General features: G+C 64.8%; 16 protein-coding genes. 12 read left to right on the top strand and 4 right to left on the bottom strand.

Annotated elements, in window-relative coordinates; translation table 11 throughout:
- Nucleotides 1-46: 46 nt before the first annotated feature.
- Both AC6LKD_RS00800 and AC6LKD_RS00795 read right to left on the bottom strand, forming a co-directional pair.
- Nucleotides 47-718 (bottom strand): lysozyme inhibitor LprI family protein, encoded by a 672-nt coding sequence (locus AC6LKD_RS00800; protein WP_013396114.1) that lies wholly within the window; start codon nucleotides 716-718, stop codon nucleotides 47-49.
- Between the two features lie 129 nt (nucleotides 719-847).
- Nucleotides 848-1747 carry a LysR family transcriptional regulator gene (locus AC6LKD_RS00795; protein ID WP_498114754.1) on the bottom strand — a complete coding sequence of 300 codons (900 nt, stop codon included), beginning with the start codon at nucleotides 1745-1747 and terminating at the stop codon, nucleotides 848-850.
- Nucleotides 1748-1820: 73 nt separating this feature from the next.
- On the opposite strand from AC6LKD_RS00795, the gene AC6LKD_RS00790 reads away from it, so the two are divergent.
- From AC6LKD_RS00790 to fes, 10 genes are all read left to right on the top strand, one after another.
- Entirely contained in the window at nucleotides 1821-3020 is a 1200-nt protein-coding gene (locus AC6LKD_RS00790; RefSeq protein ID WP_498114753.1) for a pyridoxal phosphate-dependent aminotransferase, read from the top strand.
- 66 nt (nucleotides 3021-3086) lie between these two features.
- Entirely contained in the window at nucleotides 3087-4694 is a 1608-nt protein-coding gene (locus AC6LKD_RS00785) for a thiamine pyrophosphate-binding protein (protein ID WP_498114752.1), read from the top strand.
- A gap of 114 nt (nucleotides 4695-4808) precedes the next feature.
- A complete protein-coding gene (locus tag AC6LKD_RS00780) occupies nucleotides 4809-5738 on the top strand; it encodes a tripartite tricarboxylate transporter substrate-binding protein (protein ID WP_498114751.1) in 930 nt (309 codons plus the stop codon).
- Nucleotides 5735-6901, top strand: a complete 1167-nt coding sequence (gene argE, locus AC6LKD_RS00775) for an acetylornithine deacetylase (RefSeq protein ID WP_498114750.1) — start codon at nucleotides 5735-5737, stop codon at nucleotides 6899-6901. The genes AC6LKD_RS00780 and argE overlap by 4 nt, the downstream gene beginning before the upstream one ends.
- Entirely contained in the window at nucleotides 6859-7551 is a 693-nt protein-coding gene (locus AC6LKD_RS00770) for a substrate-binding domain-containing protein (RefSeq protein ID WP_498114749.1), read from the top strand. The genes argE and AC6LKD_RS00770 overlap by 43 nt, the downstream gene beginning before the upstream one ends.
- Before the next feature lie 245 nt (nucleotides 7552-7796).
- The gene (locus AC6LKD_RS00765; protein WP_498114748.1) at nucleotides 7797-9971 is read left to right on the top strand and encodes a TonB-dependent receptor; all 2175 of its coding nucleotides are present in this window, start codon (nucleotides 7797-7799) and stop codon (nucleotides 9969-9971) included.
- A gap of 79 nt (nucleotides 9972-10050) precedes the next feature.
- Nucleotides 10051-10338, top strand: a complete 288-nt coding sequence (locus AC6LKD_RS00760) for a hypothetical protein (RefSeq protein ID WP_498114747.1) — start codon at nucleotides 10051-10053, stop codon at nucleotides 10336-10338.
- Nucleotides 10325-10615 (top strand): hypothetical protein, encoded by a 291-nt coding sequence (locus tag AC6LKD_RS00755; protein WP_498114746.1) that lies wholly within the window; start codon nucleotides 10325-10327, stop codon nucleotides 10613-10615. Before AC6LKD_RS00760 ends, AC6LKD_RS00755 begins: the two co-directional genes overlap by 14 nt.
- Before the next feature lie 15 nt (nucleotides 10616-10630).
- A complete protein-coding gene (locus AC6LKD_RS00750) occupies nucleotides 10631-12259 on the top strand; it encodes a PepSY-associated TM helix domain-containing protein (RefSeq protein WP_498114745.1) in 1629 nt (542 codons plus the stop codon).
- 42 nt (nucleotides 12260-12301) lie between these two features.
- The gene (gene fes, locus AC6LKD_RS00745; RefSeq protein WP_498114744.1) at nucleotides 12302-13909 is read left to right on the top strand and encodes an enterochelin esterase; all 1608 of its coding nucleotides are present in this window, start codon (nucleotides 12302-12304) and stop codon (nucleotides 13907-13909) included.
- A gap of 15 nt (nucleotides 13910-13924) precedes the next feature.
- Here the strand turns inward: fes and AC6LKD_RS00740 are convergent, their stop codons facing one another.
- A complete protein-coding gene (locus AC6LKD_RS00740; protein ID WP_498114743.1) occupies nucleotides 13925-14254 on the bottom strand; it encodes a winged helix-turn-helix transcriptional regulator in 330 nt (109 codons plus the stop codon).
- 104 nt (nucleotides 14255-14358) lie between these two features.
- Between AC6LKD_RS00740 and AC6LKD_RS00735 the strand changes: the two genes are divergently transcribed.
- Nucleotides 14359-15063: a glutathione S-transferase family protein gene (locus AC6LKD_RS00735; protein WP_498114742.1), complete on the top strand. Its 705-nt coding sequence runs from the start codon at nucleotides 14359-14361 to the stop codon at nucleotides 15061-15063.
- A 15-nt stretch (nucleotides 15064-15078) separates the two neighbouring features.
- Here the strand turns inward: AC6LKD_RS00735 and AC6LKD_RS00730 are convergent, their stop codons facing one another.
- Complete coding sequence (locus AC6LKD_RS00730) at nucleotides 15079-17433, bottom strand: mechanosensitive ion channel domain-containing protein (RefSeq protein WP_498114802.1); 2355 nt, start codon at nucleotides 17431-17433, stop codon at nucleotides 15079-15081.
- 228 nt (nucleotides 17434-17661) lie between these two features.
- Here AC6LKD_RS00730 and AC6LKD_RS00725 point away from each other — a divergent pair, with 228 nt between their 5' ends.
- Nucleotides 17662-17895, top strand: coding sequence for a hypothetical protein (locus tag AC6LKD_RS00725; RefSeq protein WP_498114741.1), 234 nt, complete (start codon nucleotides 17662-17664; stop codon nucleotides 17893-17895).
- The last annotated feature ends 3 nt before the right edge of the window (nucleotides 17896-17898 follow it).

Raw genomic sequence — 17898 nt, 5'->3', positions numbered from 1 at the left:
TATTGAGCGGAACGAAGTCCATTCAACATGCCCAATACCCCTCTGCTCAGCGCACCGCGAACCAAGCCCCCTCCAGGCTGCCATTCATGCCGCAGAACGGCGGGCCGAAGCCGTCGTTTGCCACACCGGCGGGCGGCGTTTCACGCACCATCAGCACGGCGCCGCGGCGCGTCAGATCCAGGGTCCAGGGCGGCCCGTCCTGATAGCTGACGATCAGGCTGTCGCCGGAGGCGACCGCCTTGCCGCTCAGATCGCAGACCCAGCGGCCGTTGTAGGGCTGGGCCGAGTTGGCCGCCACGAACAATTGGCCGTCGGCGGTTCGGGTGATTTCAATTTCACCTTCGAGGTTCTTCCACTTGCCGACAAAGCCGGCAGCCGGCTGGGGATTGATGGCCTTCAGAAAATCCAGGCGGTAGCGCATGCTGGTGCCGATCTCTTTGACCGGAGTGCTTCCCGTAAAGGGCTCGGCATAGATGTTGTCCCGCACGCTCAGGAAATAACGTTGATCGGAGGTCAGCGATTTGACCGCCTCGGCGTCGAGCTTGGCACGCACAGCCTTGTACTGCTGCGCGATGGCCGCGTCCTGGTCAGCCAGCGCCGGGTGGGCGCAAATGGCTTTTTCGACCGGAGACGTGGCTTTGGCGCAGTTGAAAGAGGGGGCAGCCGCGGCGCTGCCTGCCATGGCCAACGATGCTGCAAAGACCAGATGACGGATCATCGTGTGTAGCGCTCCAGGTTGTGTACAAGTTCGGGCAGCCCGCAGGCGCCGAGATAACGGCGCAGTTTACCGGCGCGGACGCTGTTGCGCTGTCTGCCGCCTGCATGACCGCGCGTGCCGCGTCGTGGGCTATTTCTTCTTCTGGCTGGTCTTGGCCTGTTTCCAGAACGCTGCTGCCGCGGGAGACAGGCGGTTCTCGTTCAGGCATGCCAGTCCGACGCGCCGTGCCGTCTTGGGCAGCAAAGGCCGGTAGACCACGCCGGGATAGGCGTCCGGCAATGCCAGCGATGCCACTACCGATATTCCTTCGCCCTTCTGCACGAACGCCAGGATCGACAGCATCTGGGTCAGTTCGTGTGAAATCTTCGGCGTGGTGTCGGATCGCGCGAACATTTTGGCGACCAGGCTCTGTGATCCGGCGTGAGTCAGGATCAAGGGATAGCGGCCCAGGTGGCGGATGTCGATGGCTGCCTCCGCAGCGAGCGCATGTCCTTCCGGCAGCACGGCAACCAATTCGTCCTCGGCCAATGGGAGGGTGTCGAAATTGCTTTTCGGCAGGGTGACGACGCCGATCTCCAGCCGGCGCTCGATCAAGTCCTGTTCGATCTCGCCATCGGCTTTCTCGAAGACCCGTACATCGATTCCGGGGTAGAGCTGCCGGAAGCGTTGCAGCAGCGGCGGAAGTAGCTGCAACGAGGAACTCAGGCCAAACGATCCCAACCGAAGCATCCCGCTGTTGAGGCCCGCGCTTGCGCCCGCCGTTGCCTGGATGAGATGCATCGCGGCAAACAGGTCGCGCACATGAGGCAGTATCTGCTGCCCGGCATGGGTGAGTTCCAGCTGCGGAGCATTGCGATCAATCAGGTCTGTGCCCAGCGTGGTTTCGAGCGCACGCAGTACGTGGCTGGTGGTGGACGGCGTCATGCCTATCTTGGAGCCGCCGCTGGCGATGCCGTCCGACGCAGCGAGCGACAGGAATAGCTCCAGTTGACGCAAGGTTGGCGCATTGGGTCCAAGCGGAGATGTCATATTGAATTCAAATTCAATTGTTGTTGAATTCTTTGAATTCTAGACTTATTCCCGTTGCCACCGGAAAAAGTCCATGCTCTCGCCACTCGTTTCCACTCTGCGTTCCTCACCCATCCAGGTCATGGCAGAGCAGACCCGCCAAGCCATTCAACAGGGCCGCAGCGTCATCGACATGACGCTGGGCGAACCCGATTTCCCGACGCCTGCCCATATCTGCGAGGCTGCGGCGCGCGCTATCGCTGACGGCCAGACGCGTTACACGCCGATCAACGGGACCCCGTTGTTGCGCGAGGCGATCGCCGAGAAGTTCCGCAGGGACAACGGCATTGAATGCACGCTGGCGCAGATCAATGTGGGTTGTGGCGGCAAGCAGGTGATCTATCAGGCCTTCCTGGCCACTTTGTCGCCCGGGGACGAGGTGATGATCCCGGCCCCGTATTGGGCGTCTTACAGCGATATCGTGTCGATGAATGGCGGCGTGCTGCGCCCCTTGGCGACGACGCCGGATGAGGCCTATGCGCTGCATCCGCAGGTGCTCGAGGCTGCCATCACGCCGAAGACCAAATGGCTGGTCCTGAACTCGCCCAGCAACCCCAGTGGCACCGCTTACACGCAACAGCAGCTGGAGCAGTTCGCCGCCGTCATCCGGTCCAGCCGCAATCAGGATTTCCTGATCATGGTCGACGACATCTATGAACACATACTCTATGACGGCAGGAAGTTCGTCACGTTCGCGCAGATCGCGCCGGATCTGGCGCATCGGATCCTGACCGTCAACGGCGTATCCAAGGCCTACTCGATGACGGGCTGGCGGGTGGGCTACGCCTGTGGCCCCAGGTTCTTGATCGATGCCATGACGAAAGTGCAGATGCAGATCAACTCGCACACGTCCTCGGTGTCGCAGGCGGCCGCAGTCGCCGCGCTCGCGGGTCCGCAGGACGAGGTGCGCCGCCGCTGCGGCATCTTCCAGCAACGCCGCGATTACCTGCTGGCGCAGTTCGCGCAAATCGATGGCCTGGCGACGCCGCGGCCGGAAGGCGCGTTTTACCTGTTTCCCGACGTACGCGGTTTCATCGGTCGCAAGACGCCTGCCGGCCTACGTCTGGAGGATGACGTTGCGCTGGCGTCATACCTGCTGGGCGCGGGCGTGGCTGCCGTGCCGGGTTCGGGTTTCGGCATGCCGGGATTCATGCGCCTTTCGTACGCGACTTCCGATCAAAACCTGCAGATCGCAGCCGCCCGCATGGCCGCCTCCCTGGGCAATCTTCAATAGCCACGGCGTTTGCCGCCGCCATTTTTTAAACACTCGTATCAAAGCCTTCCTAAAGGGGAATGTTGCATGTCCACGGTTTCGCAGATCATCGGTAAACGCCTGTACGAGGCAGGGTGCCGCCACGCATTCGGGATTCCTGGCGGCGAGGTCCTGTCCGTCATGCGTGGACTGGACGAAGCGGGGGTCAAATTCACTCTGGTCAAGCATGAGAACTCCGGCGGCTTCATGGCGGAGGGAGTGTTCCACCGCACTGGCGCGCCGGGCGTGCTGGTCGCCACCTTGGGGCCCGGCGTGGCCAATGCGGTGAACGTGGTGGCCAATGCGCTGCAGGACCGCGTGCCCATGATCTTCCTGACCGGCTGCGTCGACGAGGACGAAGCCGCCACCTATACCCATCAGGTGTTCGACCATGCCGCCCTGATGCGGCCGATCACCAAGGCCTCGTTGCGCATGACGCCGGGCAATGCAGAGGCCATCATGGACAAGGCATTGGCCATAGCAATGGACGATCCCCCCGGACCGGTTCATGTCGACGTGCCGATCAGCGTGGCCATCGCCGAGGTCGCTGTGGCCAGGGGCGCCCGGCGCGTCCAGCCGGCCCCGGCCGTTCCCGCGCATACCGAGCAGCTCGAATTGGCACGGTCGTGGTTGGGCAATGCCAAGCGCCCCGTCATCATTGCCGGTGTGGAGGCCCTGCATCATCGCGCGGAGGAGCAGGTCCGCGCTCTGGTGCAGAAGCACCGGATCCCGCTGATCACCACGTACAAGGCCAAGGGCATCATCGACGAGCGTGACGATATGGCCGTGGGCGGCATGGGCCTTTCGCCGAAGGCCGACAGCATCGTGCTGCCGCTGATCAAAGAGGCGGATGTGGTGCTGTTGCTGGGCTATGACCCGATCGAAATGCGGGTGGGCTGGCGCAACATCTGGGAAGACGGCGCGCACGTGATCGAGCTGTCCTCGAACCGCAATACGCATTACATGCACCAGTCGGCGATCAGCTTCGTGGGCGACATCAAATGCGGGGTGGAGGTGTTGGCCGACGGCTTGCGCACCGCATCGGAATGGCAGGACGACGAGGTCAGGGCCATCAAGCGTGCGCTGGCGAGCATCTACCGCGTCGACGAAGAATGGGGCCCCGGCGCCATCGTGGATGTCGCGCGCGCGGAAATGCCGGCCAATACCGTGGCGTCGGTCGACAGCGGCGCGCACCGCATCCTGCTGTCCCAGACCTGGCAGTGCTACGAGCCGCGCACCTTGATGCAGTCGTCGGGTCTTTGCACCATGGGTTGCTCCTTGCCCCTGGGCATAGGCGCCAAGCTGGCGGAACCCGAACGCCCCGTGGCGGTCTTCACGGGCGATGCCTGCCTGGAGATGACACTGGGCGAATTGGCGACCGCCCGGGACGCCAAGACTCCAGTCATTGTCTTCGTGTTCGCGGACGAGTCCCTGTCCCTGATCGAGATCAAGCAGCGCGGCACCGGGCAGCCAAACTTGGGGGTGGATTTCCCCGGGACGGACTTTGCGGCCGTGGCCAGGAGCATGGGTGGCCTGGGCTTCGACGTGCAGGACCGCGCGGGCCTGGCGCGAGCGATACGCGAGGCCCTGGCGGCAAAGACGTATTCGATCATCTCCTGCCGCATCCCGCGCAAGGCGTACGACAACCGGATCTGAGGCACGCGAAGGACGGATTGCAGCAACCAGGCAGGAGAGTACTTCCAGCTTCAAAAAAACCAAGGGGAATGCCTAATGAAGCGACGCTGTTTTCTCAGGGTATGTGCTGTATCGATGGTCGCGGCGCCCGTGGTGGCGCGGGCCCAGGACCGCATCGTCAGGATCGTGGTGCCGTTCGCGCCAGGAGGCTCTGGAGATCTGATTCCACGCATTGTTGCGCCGGCCATGTCGGAACGGCTGGGCATGACGGTAATCGTGGAGAACCGGGCCGGCGCTGGCGGCGCGATCGGCGCGGGCTATGTGGCGCGCGCGCCCGCCGACGGGCTTACGCTGGGGGTGGCGACCGTGAGCACGCATGCGATACAGCCTGCGGTGCTGGCAAAGCCGCCGTACGACCCGTTGAAGGATTTCGCGCCCATCTCCAACCTGGCTCGGGTGCCCAATGTGATCTCCATCAATCCGGGCCTGCCAGCGCAGGACATGGCAGAGTTCATCGAGCTGGCCAAACAGCGCGGCGGCGACATCACCTACGGGTCGCCGGGAGTGGGCTCGCTGGGGCACATGATGGGTGAATTGCTTGCCCAGGCCACGGGCGCGCCCATGCGGCACATTCCGTACCGCGGGGCCGGCCCGGCGTTGCAGGACGCCATCGCGGGCCACGTGGACGTGCTGTGCGACAACCTGCCCGCGTCATTGCCGCATATCCAGGGCAAGCGCTTGCGCGCGCTGGGCGTAGCCTGGCCCGGCAGGGTGGAGCAGCTGCCGGACGTTCCCACGTTTGCGCAGGTCGGTGTGCAGGCACTCAATGACCCTGCCTGGTTCGGCCTGGTTGCGCCCGCAGGAACGCCCGCGGCATTTGTGCAACGTGTCAGCGAGGCGGCCGCCGCCGCGCTGAAGAATCCGGAGGTGGCCAGCCGCATCACGCAGTTGGGCGCGGTGCCTCAAGGCGGCATGCCGGAGGCGTTCATGGCCGATATCCAGTCCGAACTGGACAAATGGCGTCGTGTGGCCAAAGCCGGCAACATTTCCCTGGAGGCCAATTGACTGATCAATCTCTTGATTGTTCCAGCGAAGCGCTAGCCTGGCTGGAATCGTTGATCGCCTGGCCCACCGTATCCGGCAGCAACTCCAACCTTGAGTTGCTGGCGCAGACGGAATCATTCCTGCGCAAGATCGGTTTCGCGGTGCGCTACACATACAGCGAGGACCGCAAACGCGCCAACCTGTTCGCCAGCCTTGGAGGCGGCGCGGGCGGAATCCTGCTTTCCGGCCATACGGATGTCGTGCCGGTGGCGGGGCAGGATTGGACTCGGGATCCGTTTCGCCTGACCGACGAAGGCGAGCGGCTCTACGGCCGCGGCACGTGCGACATGAAGGGCTTCCTCGCCTGTGTGCTGGCGACCGTGGGGCGCCTGGGCAGCGGCAGGCTGGCCCAGCCCGTGCATATCGCGCTGACCTATGACGAAGAGATCGGCTGTGTAGGCGTGCGAGGGTTGCTGGCTGACCTGCGGCAGCACGGCATTCAGCCGTCCGCGTGCATCGTCGGCGAGCCGACCCGGATGGAGGTGGTGCGTGCGCACAAGGGCCGCCATTCCTGGCGCTGCAATATCCGGGGCAGGGCAGAGCACTCGTCACTGAGCGGCCTGGGCGTGAATGCCGCGCAGACGGCTTGCTTCCTGGCGGCAGAAGTCGCGGCGCAGGCTGAGGCATTGCAGTCTGCAACGCGTGACGAGGGCTTTTATGTGCCGTTCTCGACGATGGCGGTCTGCCGCGTGCATTCCGGACATGCGTCGAATGTGATCCCGGAGGAGGCAGAGTTCGACTTTGACCTGCGGTTCCTGCCAGGCGTCGATCCCGACGCCGTATTGGAGCCCATCCATCAGCGCGCCCGGGAGCTTGAGGGGACGATGCGGCAAAGGGTCTCGGAATCGCAGGTGCTGCTGATGCGGCGGACATCGGTGCCCGCATTGGTGCCTCGGGCGGATACCGACATGCTGGTGGAGGCCCTGTTCCGGGCGGGGGCTCAGGCCGGCGGGCACGTGGCCTACACAACGGAAGGCGGGCTCTACCAGCAAGCCGGCATTCCGGCCTTGGTTTGCGGGCCAGGCGACATCGCTCAGGCCCACACGGCGGATGAGTACATCCTGCGCAGCCAGCTCGGGATGTGCGAATCCGTGCTGGAACGGCTGCTGGCAGGCGGACCGTGATACGCATAGGCGCGGCAGAGGCGACTGCCTCCTGCCTGCTGCCGCCGCTGTTGGTCCGCTGGGCCCAAACACATCCCGGCGTACCCATACGGCTGCGGGTTCTCAGCTCCGCAGCCATTTGTGCCGGTTTGCGGGAGAACGAGCTGGACATCGGCTTCATGCATGGTGTCGACGGGACGGCGGGATTGCTTGCCCGTCGCTGGATGGAAGAACCGTGGCTGGTCGTCGCGCGGCCGCAGCATCCCTTGGCGCAGGGCGTGGGGCCGATATCGCTGGACATGATGCGCCACCAAGCCCAATGGGCGTGGCTGGTGACGTCGGCAACCGCCCAGGACGCGGTACGGCGGAGATTCGAGAGTGGCGTCGGTGCCTTGCATATTGCGCTCGGATTAGGTTCGGTCCAGGCAGTAATAGCTATCGTCCAGAGCAGCGACCTGCTGGCATTTTTGCCGCGCCACGCCGTGCAGCCCGCCCTGCATCGAAACGCCCTGGCTACGCTGGAAACGGAGGGCATGCCGTTGAACATATCGCTTGAAATACTCAGGAACCCCGACGTGCGGCTGTCTGGGCCAGTGGCGGATTTCCTGGACTTTTGCCGCGCAGAGGCGGCTGCACTTTCATCAATGCTGGACTGGGGCCCGGGTTCCTGACCGTGCGCAGGTGTTGCGCGCCAATGTCGAGAACCTGTTCAGCAAGGATTACCGGGTCGCAAACGGATCGGCCGCCCACGCAGGAAGTCAATCAAAAAAATATAAGTCATTGATTTTTATCGAGTTGCGCTGAAAATTCGACCGGATTGCGGAACCGTACCTACAGATTTCTGGTCCATTGAGTTTTTTCCAAATATATAATTCATCTGATAAGCATTCGCATTTAAATATCGGAATGATGAATTGTGTCCAAGAAAACTCCGTTGACAATCGCGCTGTGCGCCCAATGCTTCAGCCCGGCCGTTGCGCTGTCCTTGATGCTTCCCGCTGGCGCCAGTGCCCAGACCGCCGCGCAAACCACGACGCTGCAGCCCGTCACCGTGACTGCAGGGTCGGTGTCGGATGAGGATTTACCTGCGCCTTACGCCGGAGGGCAGGTGGCACAGGGCGCGCGTCTGGGTTTGATGGGCAACCAGGACGTGATGGATACGCCCTTCAACGTCACCAGCTATACCTCCGAGCTGATCCAGAACCAGCAGGCGCGCACGCTTGCCGACGTCATGGCGAACGACCCTTCGGTGCGGTTCACGACGTCGAGCGGACATGCCTACGAGAACTTCCGGATCCGGGGCTTCGACGTCAACCAGAACGATGTGGCGATCAATGGCATGTATGGCCTGGCGCCCATGGGCCGCACGCCGTTGGAATTCGTCGAGCGGGTGGAGGTGTTGAAAGGCCCGAACGCCTTGTTCAGCGGCATGGCGCCCAGCGGCGCCGTGGGCGGCACGATCAACCTGGTGCCCAAGCGCGCGGAAGACACCCCCAATGCCACCTTCGGCGTGAACTGGCAGGCCGACGGCCAACTGGGCACGACCATCGATGCCGGCCGCCGCTTCGGTTCGGCCAATGAATGGGGCGCGCGCGTCAATGGTTCTTTCAGCGATGGCGCCACCACGCTGGACGGCCAATCCAGAAAGCGCGAGTTCCTGTCCGCAGGGTTGGACTATCGCAGCAGCGCCTTCAGCGCGTCGATAGACGCTTATCACAGCCAAGAGTCGTTCTCGGGTGGCACGCCCGCCATGTTCTGGTTCGGTGGCTCCGTCGTGCCCGACGCGCCCGATCCCCGTATCAACCAGTTCAGCACGGGCTACGGCAGCATCCAGAGCAACGCCGTCATGGCGCGCGCCGAGTACCGCTTCAATGACAGCGTGTCGGCATTCGCCGGCGTGGGCCGGCGCGACAGTCATCAATCGGGCCTGATCAACGGCACCCATGCGCGGCAGATCGACGCCAATGGCAATTTCACCGGTTCGATCATCGGGCAGCGCGCCTACACGGACGCCACCTCTGCCGATGCTGGTCTGCGTTCGCGTTTCAACACGGGCAGCGTGCGACACGAATTGGTGCTCCAGGCTTCCCTGCTGAAGCTGGAGGACGGATCGGCCACCGGGCCGGCATCGACTTTCAAGTCCAATATCTATGACCCGATCACACCGGTCATGCCGGCGGTACCCGGCAGCGCACCCAAGACCGCCGAGAACACGCTGTCCAGCCTGGCGCTGGTGGACACCATGTCCTTCTTCGACGACAAGCTGCTCCTGACTGGCGGCCTGCGCAACCAGCGCGTGAAGACCACGAATTTCGACAAGACGGGCAAGACGACCGCGCGCTACGACGAGGATGCCGTGACGCCCGCTTTCGCCATCGTCGTCAAGCCCTGGGGACCGGACGTTTCGCTGTACGCCAACTACGTGCAGGGCCTGAGCAAGGGCGATAGCGTCACGGACACCACGGCCAGCAACTATGGGCAGGTGTTCGCGCCCTACAAGACCAAGCAGCAGGAGCTGGGCGTCAAGTGGAACGCTGGCACCTTTACCAATACCTTGGCGTTCTTCCAGATCGACAAGCCCATGCTGGTCACGGAAGGCTCTACGTCCAAGCCGACGTACGCGGACGGCGGCGAGAAGCGCGTCCGCGGCGTGGAATGGAATACCTTCGGCGAGTTGGCTCCAGGTGTGCGCGTGCTGGGCGGCGTCACTTATACGCAGGGCACGCAGGTCAAGACTTCCTATGGTCGCTATGACGGCAACACCGCGGTGGGCGCGCCGCGGTGGCAGGCCAACACTGGACTGGAATGGGACACGCCGTGGGTGCCCGGCCTGACGCTGAGCGGGCGCGTGCAGGCTACGTCGAGCCAATACGCCGACGCGGCCAACAAGCTGCAGATTCCGGGCTGGGGCCAATTGGACCTGGGCGCCCGCTACGCCACGCAGATCAACGGCCGGGACGTGGTGCTGCGCCTGAACGTCAACAACGTGTTCGACAAGCACTATTACGCCGGCAGTTTCAGCGACACGACGCCTATCGTGACGCTGGGACCGGCGCGCACCGTTACCGCCTCCGCCAGCATCAGTTTCTGAACGCCGACTCCTGTTCCGGACAGCCGGTCCGGAACAGGAATTGGCGGTCAGGTAGCGGACCTTGCATCCAGGGATGACCATGGAAGTCCTAATACTCCTCAGCCTGGCAAGCCTGTTCGTGGGCTGCTTCTGCATCTATCGCGCTTCGCCGAACCAGCGTTGGGGCGTAGATCCCTGGCCGGTTCTGCCCGCCCGCGCCACGGGCCTTCTGCTGCTGACGCTGGGCGGCTGGGGCTGCCTGCGCGCATTCTCTGCCGTTGCGGCTGTGTTCGTGTTCTGTACGGCCCTGATGCTGTTCTTCAGCCTGATCCCCTATCTGGGCGTGCTGGCAGGCTTGCGCCGAAGCGATACGCATGAAGCCCGCTAAACCCGCGCCGATCCGGCGCGACTGGATATCCAAGAGCCTGGCAGGCGCGTTGCTCGGCTTCGCGCTGGCCATCGGCGCAAGCGCGGCGCTTGCCGCATTGACTGGCGGCATTCCTTTGGCAACGCGCTCGCAGCTGGCCATGTGGCTGGTGCCTCCGGTCTGGCTCGGCATTGCGAGCACGGTCTACTTTTTCGCCAGCGGCCTGCGCGCCTGGATCTGGCTGGGCGGCGCCTGCGTGCTGCTCTATGGCGGGCTGTATCTTGCCAAGGCGATCTGAGGAGGGCCTGCGACCATGAGAGCCGACTACATACGCATCTACAAATCGGTCCATACCTGGACGGGCATCCTGACAGGCATGGCGCTCTTCATTGCCTTCTATGCCGGCGCGCTGACGGTGTTCAAGGAGCCCCTGACCCGTTGGGCAACGCCGCCCGCAGCCGTCGCGCCCGTGCCGCTGGACGAGACGCCAGGCCTCATCGCCAGAACGCTTGCGGCGCGGCCGGACGTGGCCAAGGGATTCAGCATCCATCTTCAGGATGCCGAGCACGTGCCGGCGCGCATGGCTTGGGAAGTGCGTGACGGGCAGGCCGGCGACCATGATGAGTCGTCGCTCCGCCATTACTCGGCCTATCTGGATTCGGGCGGCGAACTGCGGTTGGAGGAGTCCTCGCCCAGCGGGCTGATGTCGTTCATCGACGTGCTCCACCGCGTAGTGGGGTTGCCCGTGGACAGCGACCCCAACCGCTGGTTCATGGGCGTGGTCGCATCGCTCTATGCAATCGCCCTGGTGTCGGGCGTGATCGTGCTGCTGCCGTCGCTGGTCAAAGACTTCTTCGCCCTGCGGGTCGGCAAGAACCTGAAGCGCATGTGGCTGGACGCGCACAACGTGGTGGGCATCGTTTCGCTGCCATTTCACATCATCATGGCGCTCAGCTCCGTGGTGTTCGCGTTTCATGACGGCATCTACGATCTGCAGGACAAGTTGATGTACGAAGGCAAGTTGGGGGCAGTCTTCCAGCGCGCCGGCGGCAACACGCCAGGTGGCGAGGCCAGGAATCCCGCAGACATGCTGACGCCCCGGGAATTGCTGGCCCAGGCGCGCGGCTTGGCGCCGGGCTTCGAGCCCGAAACGTTGCAGTATCAGCAAGTCACCGGCCCGCGCGCCATCGTGCGCGTCTGGGGCAAGGACGACAGCGCGGTGTCGCCGCGCGCGCGGGGCGGCTTCGTGGCGCTCGACCCTTACACCGGGAAGGTGCTCAATCGCGATTATCTGCCGGGCGGGCAGGACGCCCCCAACCTCTGGGTCAGCAGCTTCTTCGCGCTGCACATGGCTTCCTTCGGGGGCGCGGAGGTGCAGTGGCTCTATTTCCTGCTGGGACTGGCGGGCGCATGGCTGTTCTATAGCGGCAACCTGCTGTGGATAGAAACGCGCCGCAAGCGCGCCAACCGGCAGACCGGCGAGGTTCCGGTGCAGCGGTTGGACACAAGGTTGATGGCATCGGCGACCGTGGGCGTCTGTCTGGGATGCGTATGCGGCATTTCCTTGATGATGGTCGCGTCCAAATGGTTGAGCGGGCATGTGGGTGATCTGAATGCCTGGCTCCAGGGGCTGTACTACGCGGCGTTCTTCGCCAGCGTCGCCTGGGCTTTCCTGCGCGGGGGCGCGGCAGCGGGCGTACACCTGCTATGGCTGGCGGCAGCGTTGACGCTGGCGATACCGGCGACCTCGCTGGTGGGCGGCCTGCTGCCCGCCACCGGGCTTTGGGCGCACACGTCGGCCGCGGCGCTGGCAGTGGATGCGACGGCATTGGTGGCAGCGCTGGGGTTTGCCTGGATGGCAAAGGCCAGTGCACGCAGGATCGGGCGGGGCGAGCCCGACAGCGCATGGGCGCCGAGACGGCTCGCTGCGCGCGAGGGATAGCGGATCGCGCCGAATGCGCCATGAAAAAATGAACGGATGAATATGCGTAGAAAGAACAGATTGGAATGGCGGGATTGGATGTTGTCGGCGGCGCTGGCGGTCTCGATGGCCGTCGTGACACCGAGCATGGCCGCGGCGCAGTCCAAGCAAGGCGCCGTGACGCCCGAGGCCCACGTGGACGAACGGATTTCGCTGCAAAAAGGCGAATTCCTTGCTGGTACCTGGGCCGCCGACTCCGGCGTGACCCTGGATCTGTTGGACAGCGCCGGCCAGCACGTGCGTCGGCTGAGCGACCGGGAAAAGCCGGCCGGGGCGCTGATGCTGGTGGCGCCGGCGGACGGTTTTTACACGGTGCGCGCGCAGGGCAAGGGCGTGTTCAGGTGGGCCGTGACGGAACGTTTGCCCCTTGCCGAACAGCGCGCGCCAGCGCCTGCACTCGACAGCCCGCGCCTGACCGCGCTGGCGGCGACGCTGGCCGCAGGCGGAACGACGGAAGACTTCTGGGCAGAGGTGGCTCAGCAAGGCACGCCGCTGGTCGAAGCCGCCGATGTCCAACATGACCGCGTCACGTTCCTGTGGCGTGGCGCCGAGCGCAACGTGCGCCTGTTCGGCGGGCCGTCGTCGGACCATGCGCAATTGGCGCGCCTGGGCGATTCCGATGTATGGCATGCCAGCTTTGTCGTTCCCCGATCCACGCGGCTGTCATATCGCCTGGCGCCCGATGTACCGGAGCTCCCGGGTTCCGGCATGGCGCGGCGCCGCGCGATCCTGGCCACGGCGCAGGCCGATCCGCACAATCCCAAGGCTTACCCCGAGCGCGGCGTCGACGCGTTTCAAACCTATTCCATGCTGGAGCTGGCGCAAGCGCCGCCGCAGCCCTGGGTCGAAGCCCACGCGGACGTGCCACGGGGAACGGTCGAGGCCATGGAACTGCGCAGCGATCTCATGCGCAACACGCGCAAGATCCACCTGTACCGTCCCGCGGGTTGGCAGCCCGGTGCCGCAAACAATCATGTACTGGTGCTATTCGATGCCGGCGCCTACCTGGGCCGCGTGCCCACGCCGACCATCCTGGACAACATGATCGCGGCGGGCGTCATTCCACCGACCGCGGCGCTGCTCATCGACAACCCCACGGCCGAATCCCGCAGCCAGGAGTTGCCGCCCAATCCGGACTTTGCCGACTTCCTCGCGAAAGAACTGATGCCGTGGGCGCGCAAACAAGGCATCGGCGCGCCAGCCGCGCGTACCGTCATCGGCGGCTCCAGCTACGGCGGTCTGGCGTCGGCCTATGCCGCGCTGCGCCACCCCGAGGTGTTCGGCAATGTGCTCAGCCAGTCCGGTTCCTATTGGTGGTCGCCCGCGGGCGAAGAAGACCAATGGCTGACGCGGCAATTCGTCGCGGTGCGCAAGCTGCCGGTGCGATTCTTCCTCGGCGCGGGGCTGTTCGAATCGGGACGCGGCGGCCAGCCGGGCATTCTGGAGACCAACCGGCATCTGCGTGACGTGCTGCTTGCCAAGGGCTATCTGGTGACGCACCGCGAGGTGGCGGGCGGGCACGATTACCTGGTCTGGCGGGGCACCTTGTCGGATGGGCTGCTGGATTTGATCGGCACGGGCAAGCAGGGTGGCGGGCGAGTCCAGCCTTAAGGCTGACTGGCCTGCTCAGGGGGCGTCTTCGGACGCCGCCCCATTGTCATCCCACCAATCGCCCAACGCATCCAGCAGTGGCACGAGCGCCTTGCCGCCAGGCGTGAGGTCATACTCCACGCGCCGCGGATAACCGTCGAAATCGGTGCGCCGGACGATGCCGGCCAATTCCAGCTTGCGCAACTCCAGCGTCAGCATCCGATGCGAGATGGTCGGATTGTCGCGGCGCAGGTCGCTGAAGCGCTTGGTGCCTTCCTTGAGGTAGTAGATCAGCAGCGTCGGCCATCTGCCGCTCAGTATCTGCATGGCTTCTTCGATGGGGCAGCGCGAAACCAGGTCTTTCATGGGAGGGTCATGGTGACAAAAATGTGCGTAATTTACTTAGCCTATCAGATCCGTAGAATTCATTCCGCTGCGCAGCGTGACCCTTATCTACGGAGAAAATCATCTTGGAACCCATTCTTGTTTATGGCTTTCCGCTAGGAAGTTCCATGGGGCTTGTCGCCGCGCTGGAGTGGTTGGGCCAACCCTACCGCTTGTGCCGCGTGGACATGCTTGGGGATATGCGGCTGCCTTCTTATGCGCGGATCAATGCGCGCCACGAGACGCCCGCATTCGTCAGCGAACGAGGAGCAGTATTCACGGAAACCATGGCGATCGCGCGCTGGATCGAAAACCGGGACAACGAACGCAGGATCAGTTTCGATCCGCTTTCGCCCGAATCCGATCGCATGCATCAGTTCATGGCCTTCCTGAACACCGGCTTCACCGCCGCCTTCACCCCGCATTGGGTCGCCCTGGAAATGGATCCGCCCGATCCGGCGTTGCAGCAAACGCTGCGGGACTGGGGCGCGCAGCGCGTCATCGAGCGTCACGACAAGCTGGAGGCAATGTTGGGCGACACGCCGTTCGCGGTGGGCGACCATCCGACCTTGGCGGACGCGGTGCTGGTCGGCGTGGCGCGCTGGCTGGATTTCCATGAGGTCGCCGCAAAGTCCCGCTGGCCCAAGCTGGCGGCGCTGCGACAGCGTCTGGAAAGCGATCCGGCAGTCCAATATGCCATCGCACTGGAAGATGGCGAAAGCCCCGCCTACTCGGGGCTCTGCAAGGGCCATGTTCCGCTGGAAACGGTGATCGCGACCTACGGGAAGTAGGCCCCGCGCGTACCGCTACGTACGCGGCGCTTCGCCTTCCTCGCGCGCCTCGAGTTCGTTGCCCAGCACCTCGGCCGAATCCTCGCCGCGCGGCGCGGGTTCCAGCGGGCGTCGGGTGTGCCCGGCCGCGCGGGCGTCCTCGCCTTCGTCGGCGCGCTCGGATTGCATGAAGACATTCGCCGGCGGTGCGTAGCCCCGCTTGTCCTGGCCGAAGTACACCACGGTGTGCGGGTAGGGTAGCTCGATGCCGGCGGCGTCGAAGTGCTTTTTCAGGAGCCGGTTGTAGCCGCGCTGCACCGCCCACTGCATGCCCGGCGTGGTCTTGATCAGGATGCGGATGGTCACGCCCTTTTCGTTGACCGCGGTGACGCCGGCGACCGTGATGTCTTCGAGGATCTCGGGTCCCAGCACCGTGTCGGTCATCAACTCGGCGAAGGCGGCGCGCAGATGCGCGATCGCGTCGTCCACGCTTTCGCGATGCGCGATGGTGTATTCGCCCAGGTGATAGGAGAAGTCGCGCATGTGGTTAGTCACCACGTCCACGGACGAGAACGGCACCAGATGGTAGCCGCCGTCCAGCGTGCGTATGCCGACCGAGCGTATCGTCATCTTCTCGACCGTGCCGAACACGCCCGCGACCTGCACCACGTCGTTCTCGTTCATGCCGTTCTCGAGCTGGATGAAGATCCCCGTGATGATGTCCTGAACCAGCTTCTGCGCGCCGAAGCCGATGGCCAGGCCGACCACGCCCGCGCCGGCAATCAGCGGCCCCACGTCGATGCCGATCTGCGACAGCAGCACCATCAGCGTCATCGTTACGATGACGATCAGCGCGGCGTTGCGGAACAGCGCCAGCAGGGTGCGCTCGCGCGCGCTGGGCATGCCGCGGCCTTCGCGCTGGCTGAGGCGGTGCTCGATGATGCTGGCGATCACGGTCCAGGCCAGGGCCGCGATCAGCAGCACGATCACGATGTTCACCGTCATCTTGATAGCCGCGCCGCCGGCATCCGAGGCCAGCCACCGCGACAGGTCGAAGGCGCGCCACGCGTCCAGGACCAGCAGCACCAGGACGATGCGGATGATGAGGCCGACCAGCTTCAAGGTGGCGGGCACATAGGCGTTGACGCGCGCCTCCAGCAGCGGCAGGCGTTTGCGCAAGTCGTCCGGCAGCCTGATGGGCTTGGCCAGTACGGTGTTCAGCAGCAGGATCAGCAGGCTGCCCACGCCGATCACCAGCAGGGTTTGCGCGGTGGCGCGGGCCATGAAGGGCAGCGCGTTGGTCGGATCCACCTGGCTGACCACCAGCAGGATGGTGAAATAGCCTATGCCCAGCACATGCCACACGCGCGCCAGGATGTGCAGCCGCGAGCCCATGAACGTGGTCGCGCTGGCGGCGCGCCGGTCCAGGTGTCCGCGCACCGTCTGGCGGTTGCGCCAGATGACGCGCACGGCGTAGACGTAGACCGCCAGCATGATCAGCAGGTTGGCCAGACGGCCCAGCGCGGGCGAAAGTGAAGCCGACACCACGGGATCGACCAGCAACGTGCCGTAGCCGGCTGCGGTGGCAATGCGCAGCAGCCAGGTATTCCAGTACTTGGCGTTGTCGTCGGTCATGGGCAGGAGGCGCAGGTGCGGATGCTTCACCGCGAACACCGTGCGGATCAGCACCTTGACGATTTCCACCGACACGAAGGCTCGCAGGAACACGGCCGCCAGCGTGTCCAGCGTGCCGCGGCCGGGCGTGCCCCACAGGGCCGCGGCGCCGCCCGCCATGGCGGCGAGCAGCACTACGCCCGCATCGATGGCCAGCGCGCCCACGATGGCGCCCGCGCGGCGGGACAGCACGCGCATGGATGTCGGCGCGCCGCGCTTGGGAGGCGCTTCGGGATGATGGCGCTGTTCGGCGACCCAGCGGTCGATGCGGCCGTAGATGTACATGGCGATCATCCGCAGCAGGATGAAGGCGAGGACGGCGGTGGCGGCAGCCAGCGCGAGAGGCTTCAAGGCATGGCCGGCGGCGTCGCCGTCCATCCGCAGGCTGTCGCCCGAGGCCAGCGCGCGCATGTCTTCCACGCCCTGGCCCATGTCGGTCGCCAGGCCAGTCAGAAAGCGTTGGACGTTGTCGGCCATGCGTTCCTGCAGGCCGGGTTCGGCGGGGACTGGGGCCGCGCCCGTGGCGCGGGGAGCAGCTGGCTTCGCACCCGCTGCCTGCGTCCGCAGCTCGTCCACCAGCGCCTTGCGTGCCTCGGGATTCTCCAGCAGGTCGGCCAGCGCGGCCGGAGTCAGGGCTGTGGGGGATGCCGTTGTTGCTTGCGGTTGCAGCAGCCCAGCGGCCTGGGCTTGCCAGGATAAGGACAGGCAACACAGCATCGCCGCCAGCAGCAGGGCTGCCAACCAGGGCCTCTCGCGTCTGCGCCGCCGATGGGGGCCGGCGTGGATGTGGGGCGGGAAAGGAATCGATGCTGTCGTTGCGGGTCCAACCACTAGGGAATCTCCTGTGCGATCTGGTCAAAAAATGGGGCGGGGTCGAGCCGCGCATTAAGAAATGCCGCGCGTGGCCGTTATTGCAAGTGGCTCAACTCTGGTCTGGAGCTTTTCATGGCCTCCAAGTTCTTACTCCCGGCGTTGGGACTACTGCTGGCGGGCGGCGTCGGCCTGGCGGTCCACCAGGCAGAGTCCGCGCCTCTTGCGCCGATGCTGGTGCGCTTCACGGTCCCCAGCCTCTGCACGGTCAGCCCGGGTCCGGCCCGGCCGGCGGTGCGATGTTCCCAAGGAACGCCCTGGCACGCGCAGCGCGCCGTGGGCGAGCAGCACTGGACGGTGATGTTCTGACCA

It is taken from the genome of Achromobacter sp. D7-1 (genome assembly GCF_059760445.1).
This window is presented reverse-complemented; position numbering and strand designations above follow the sequence as displayed.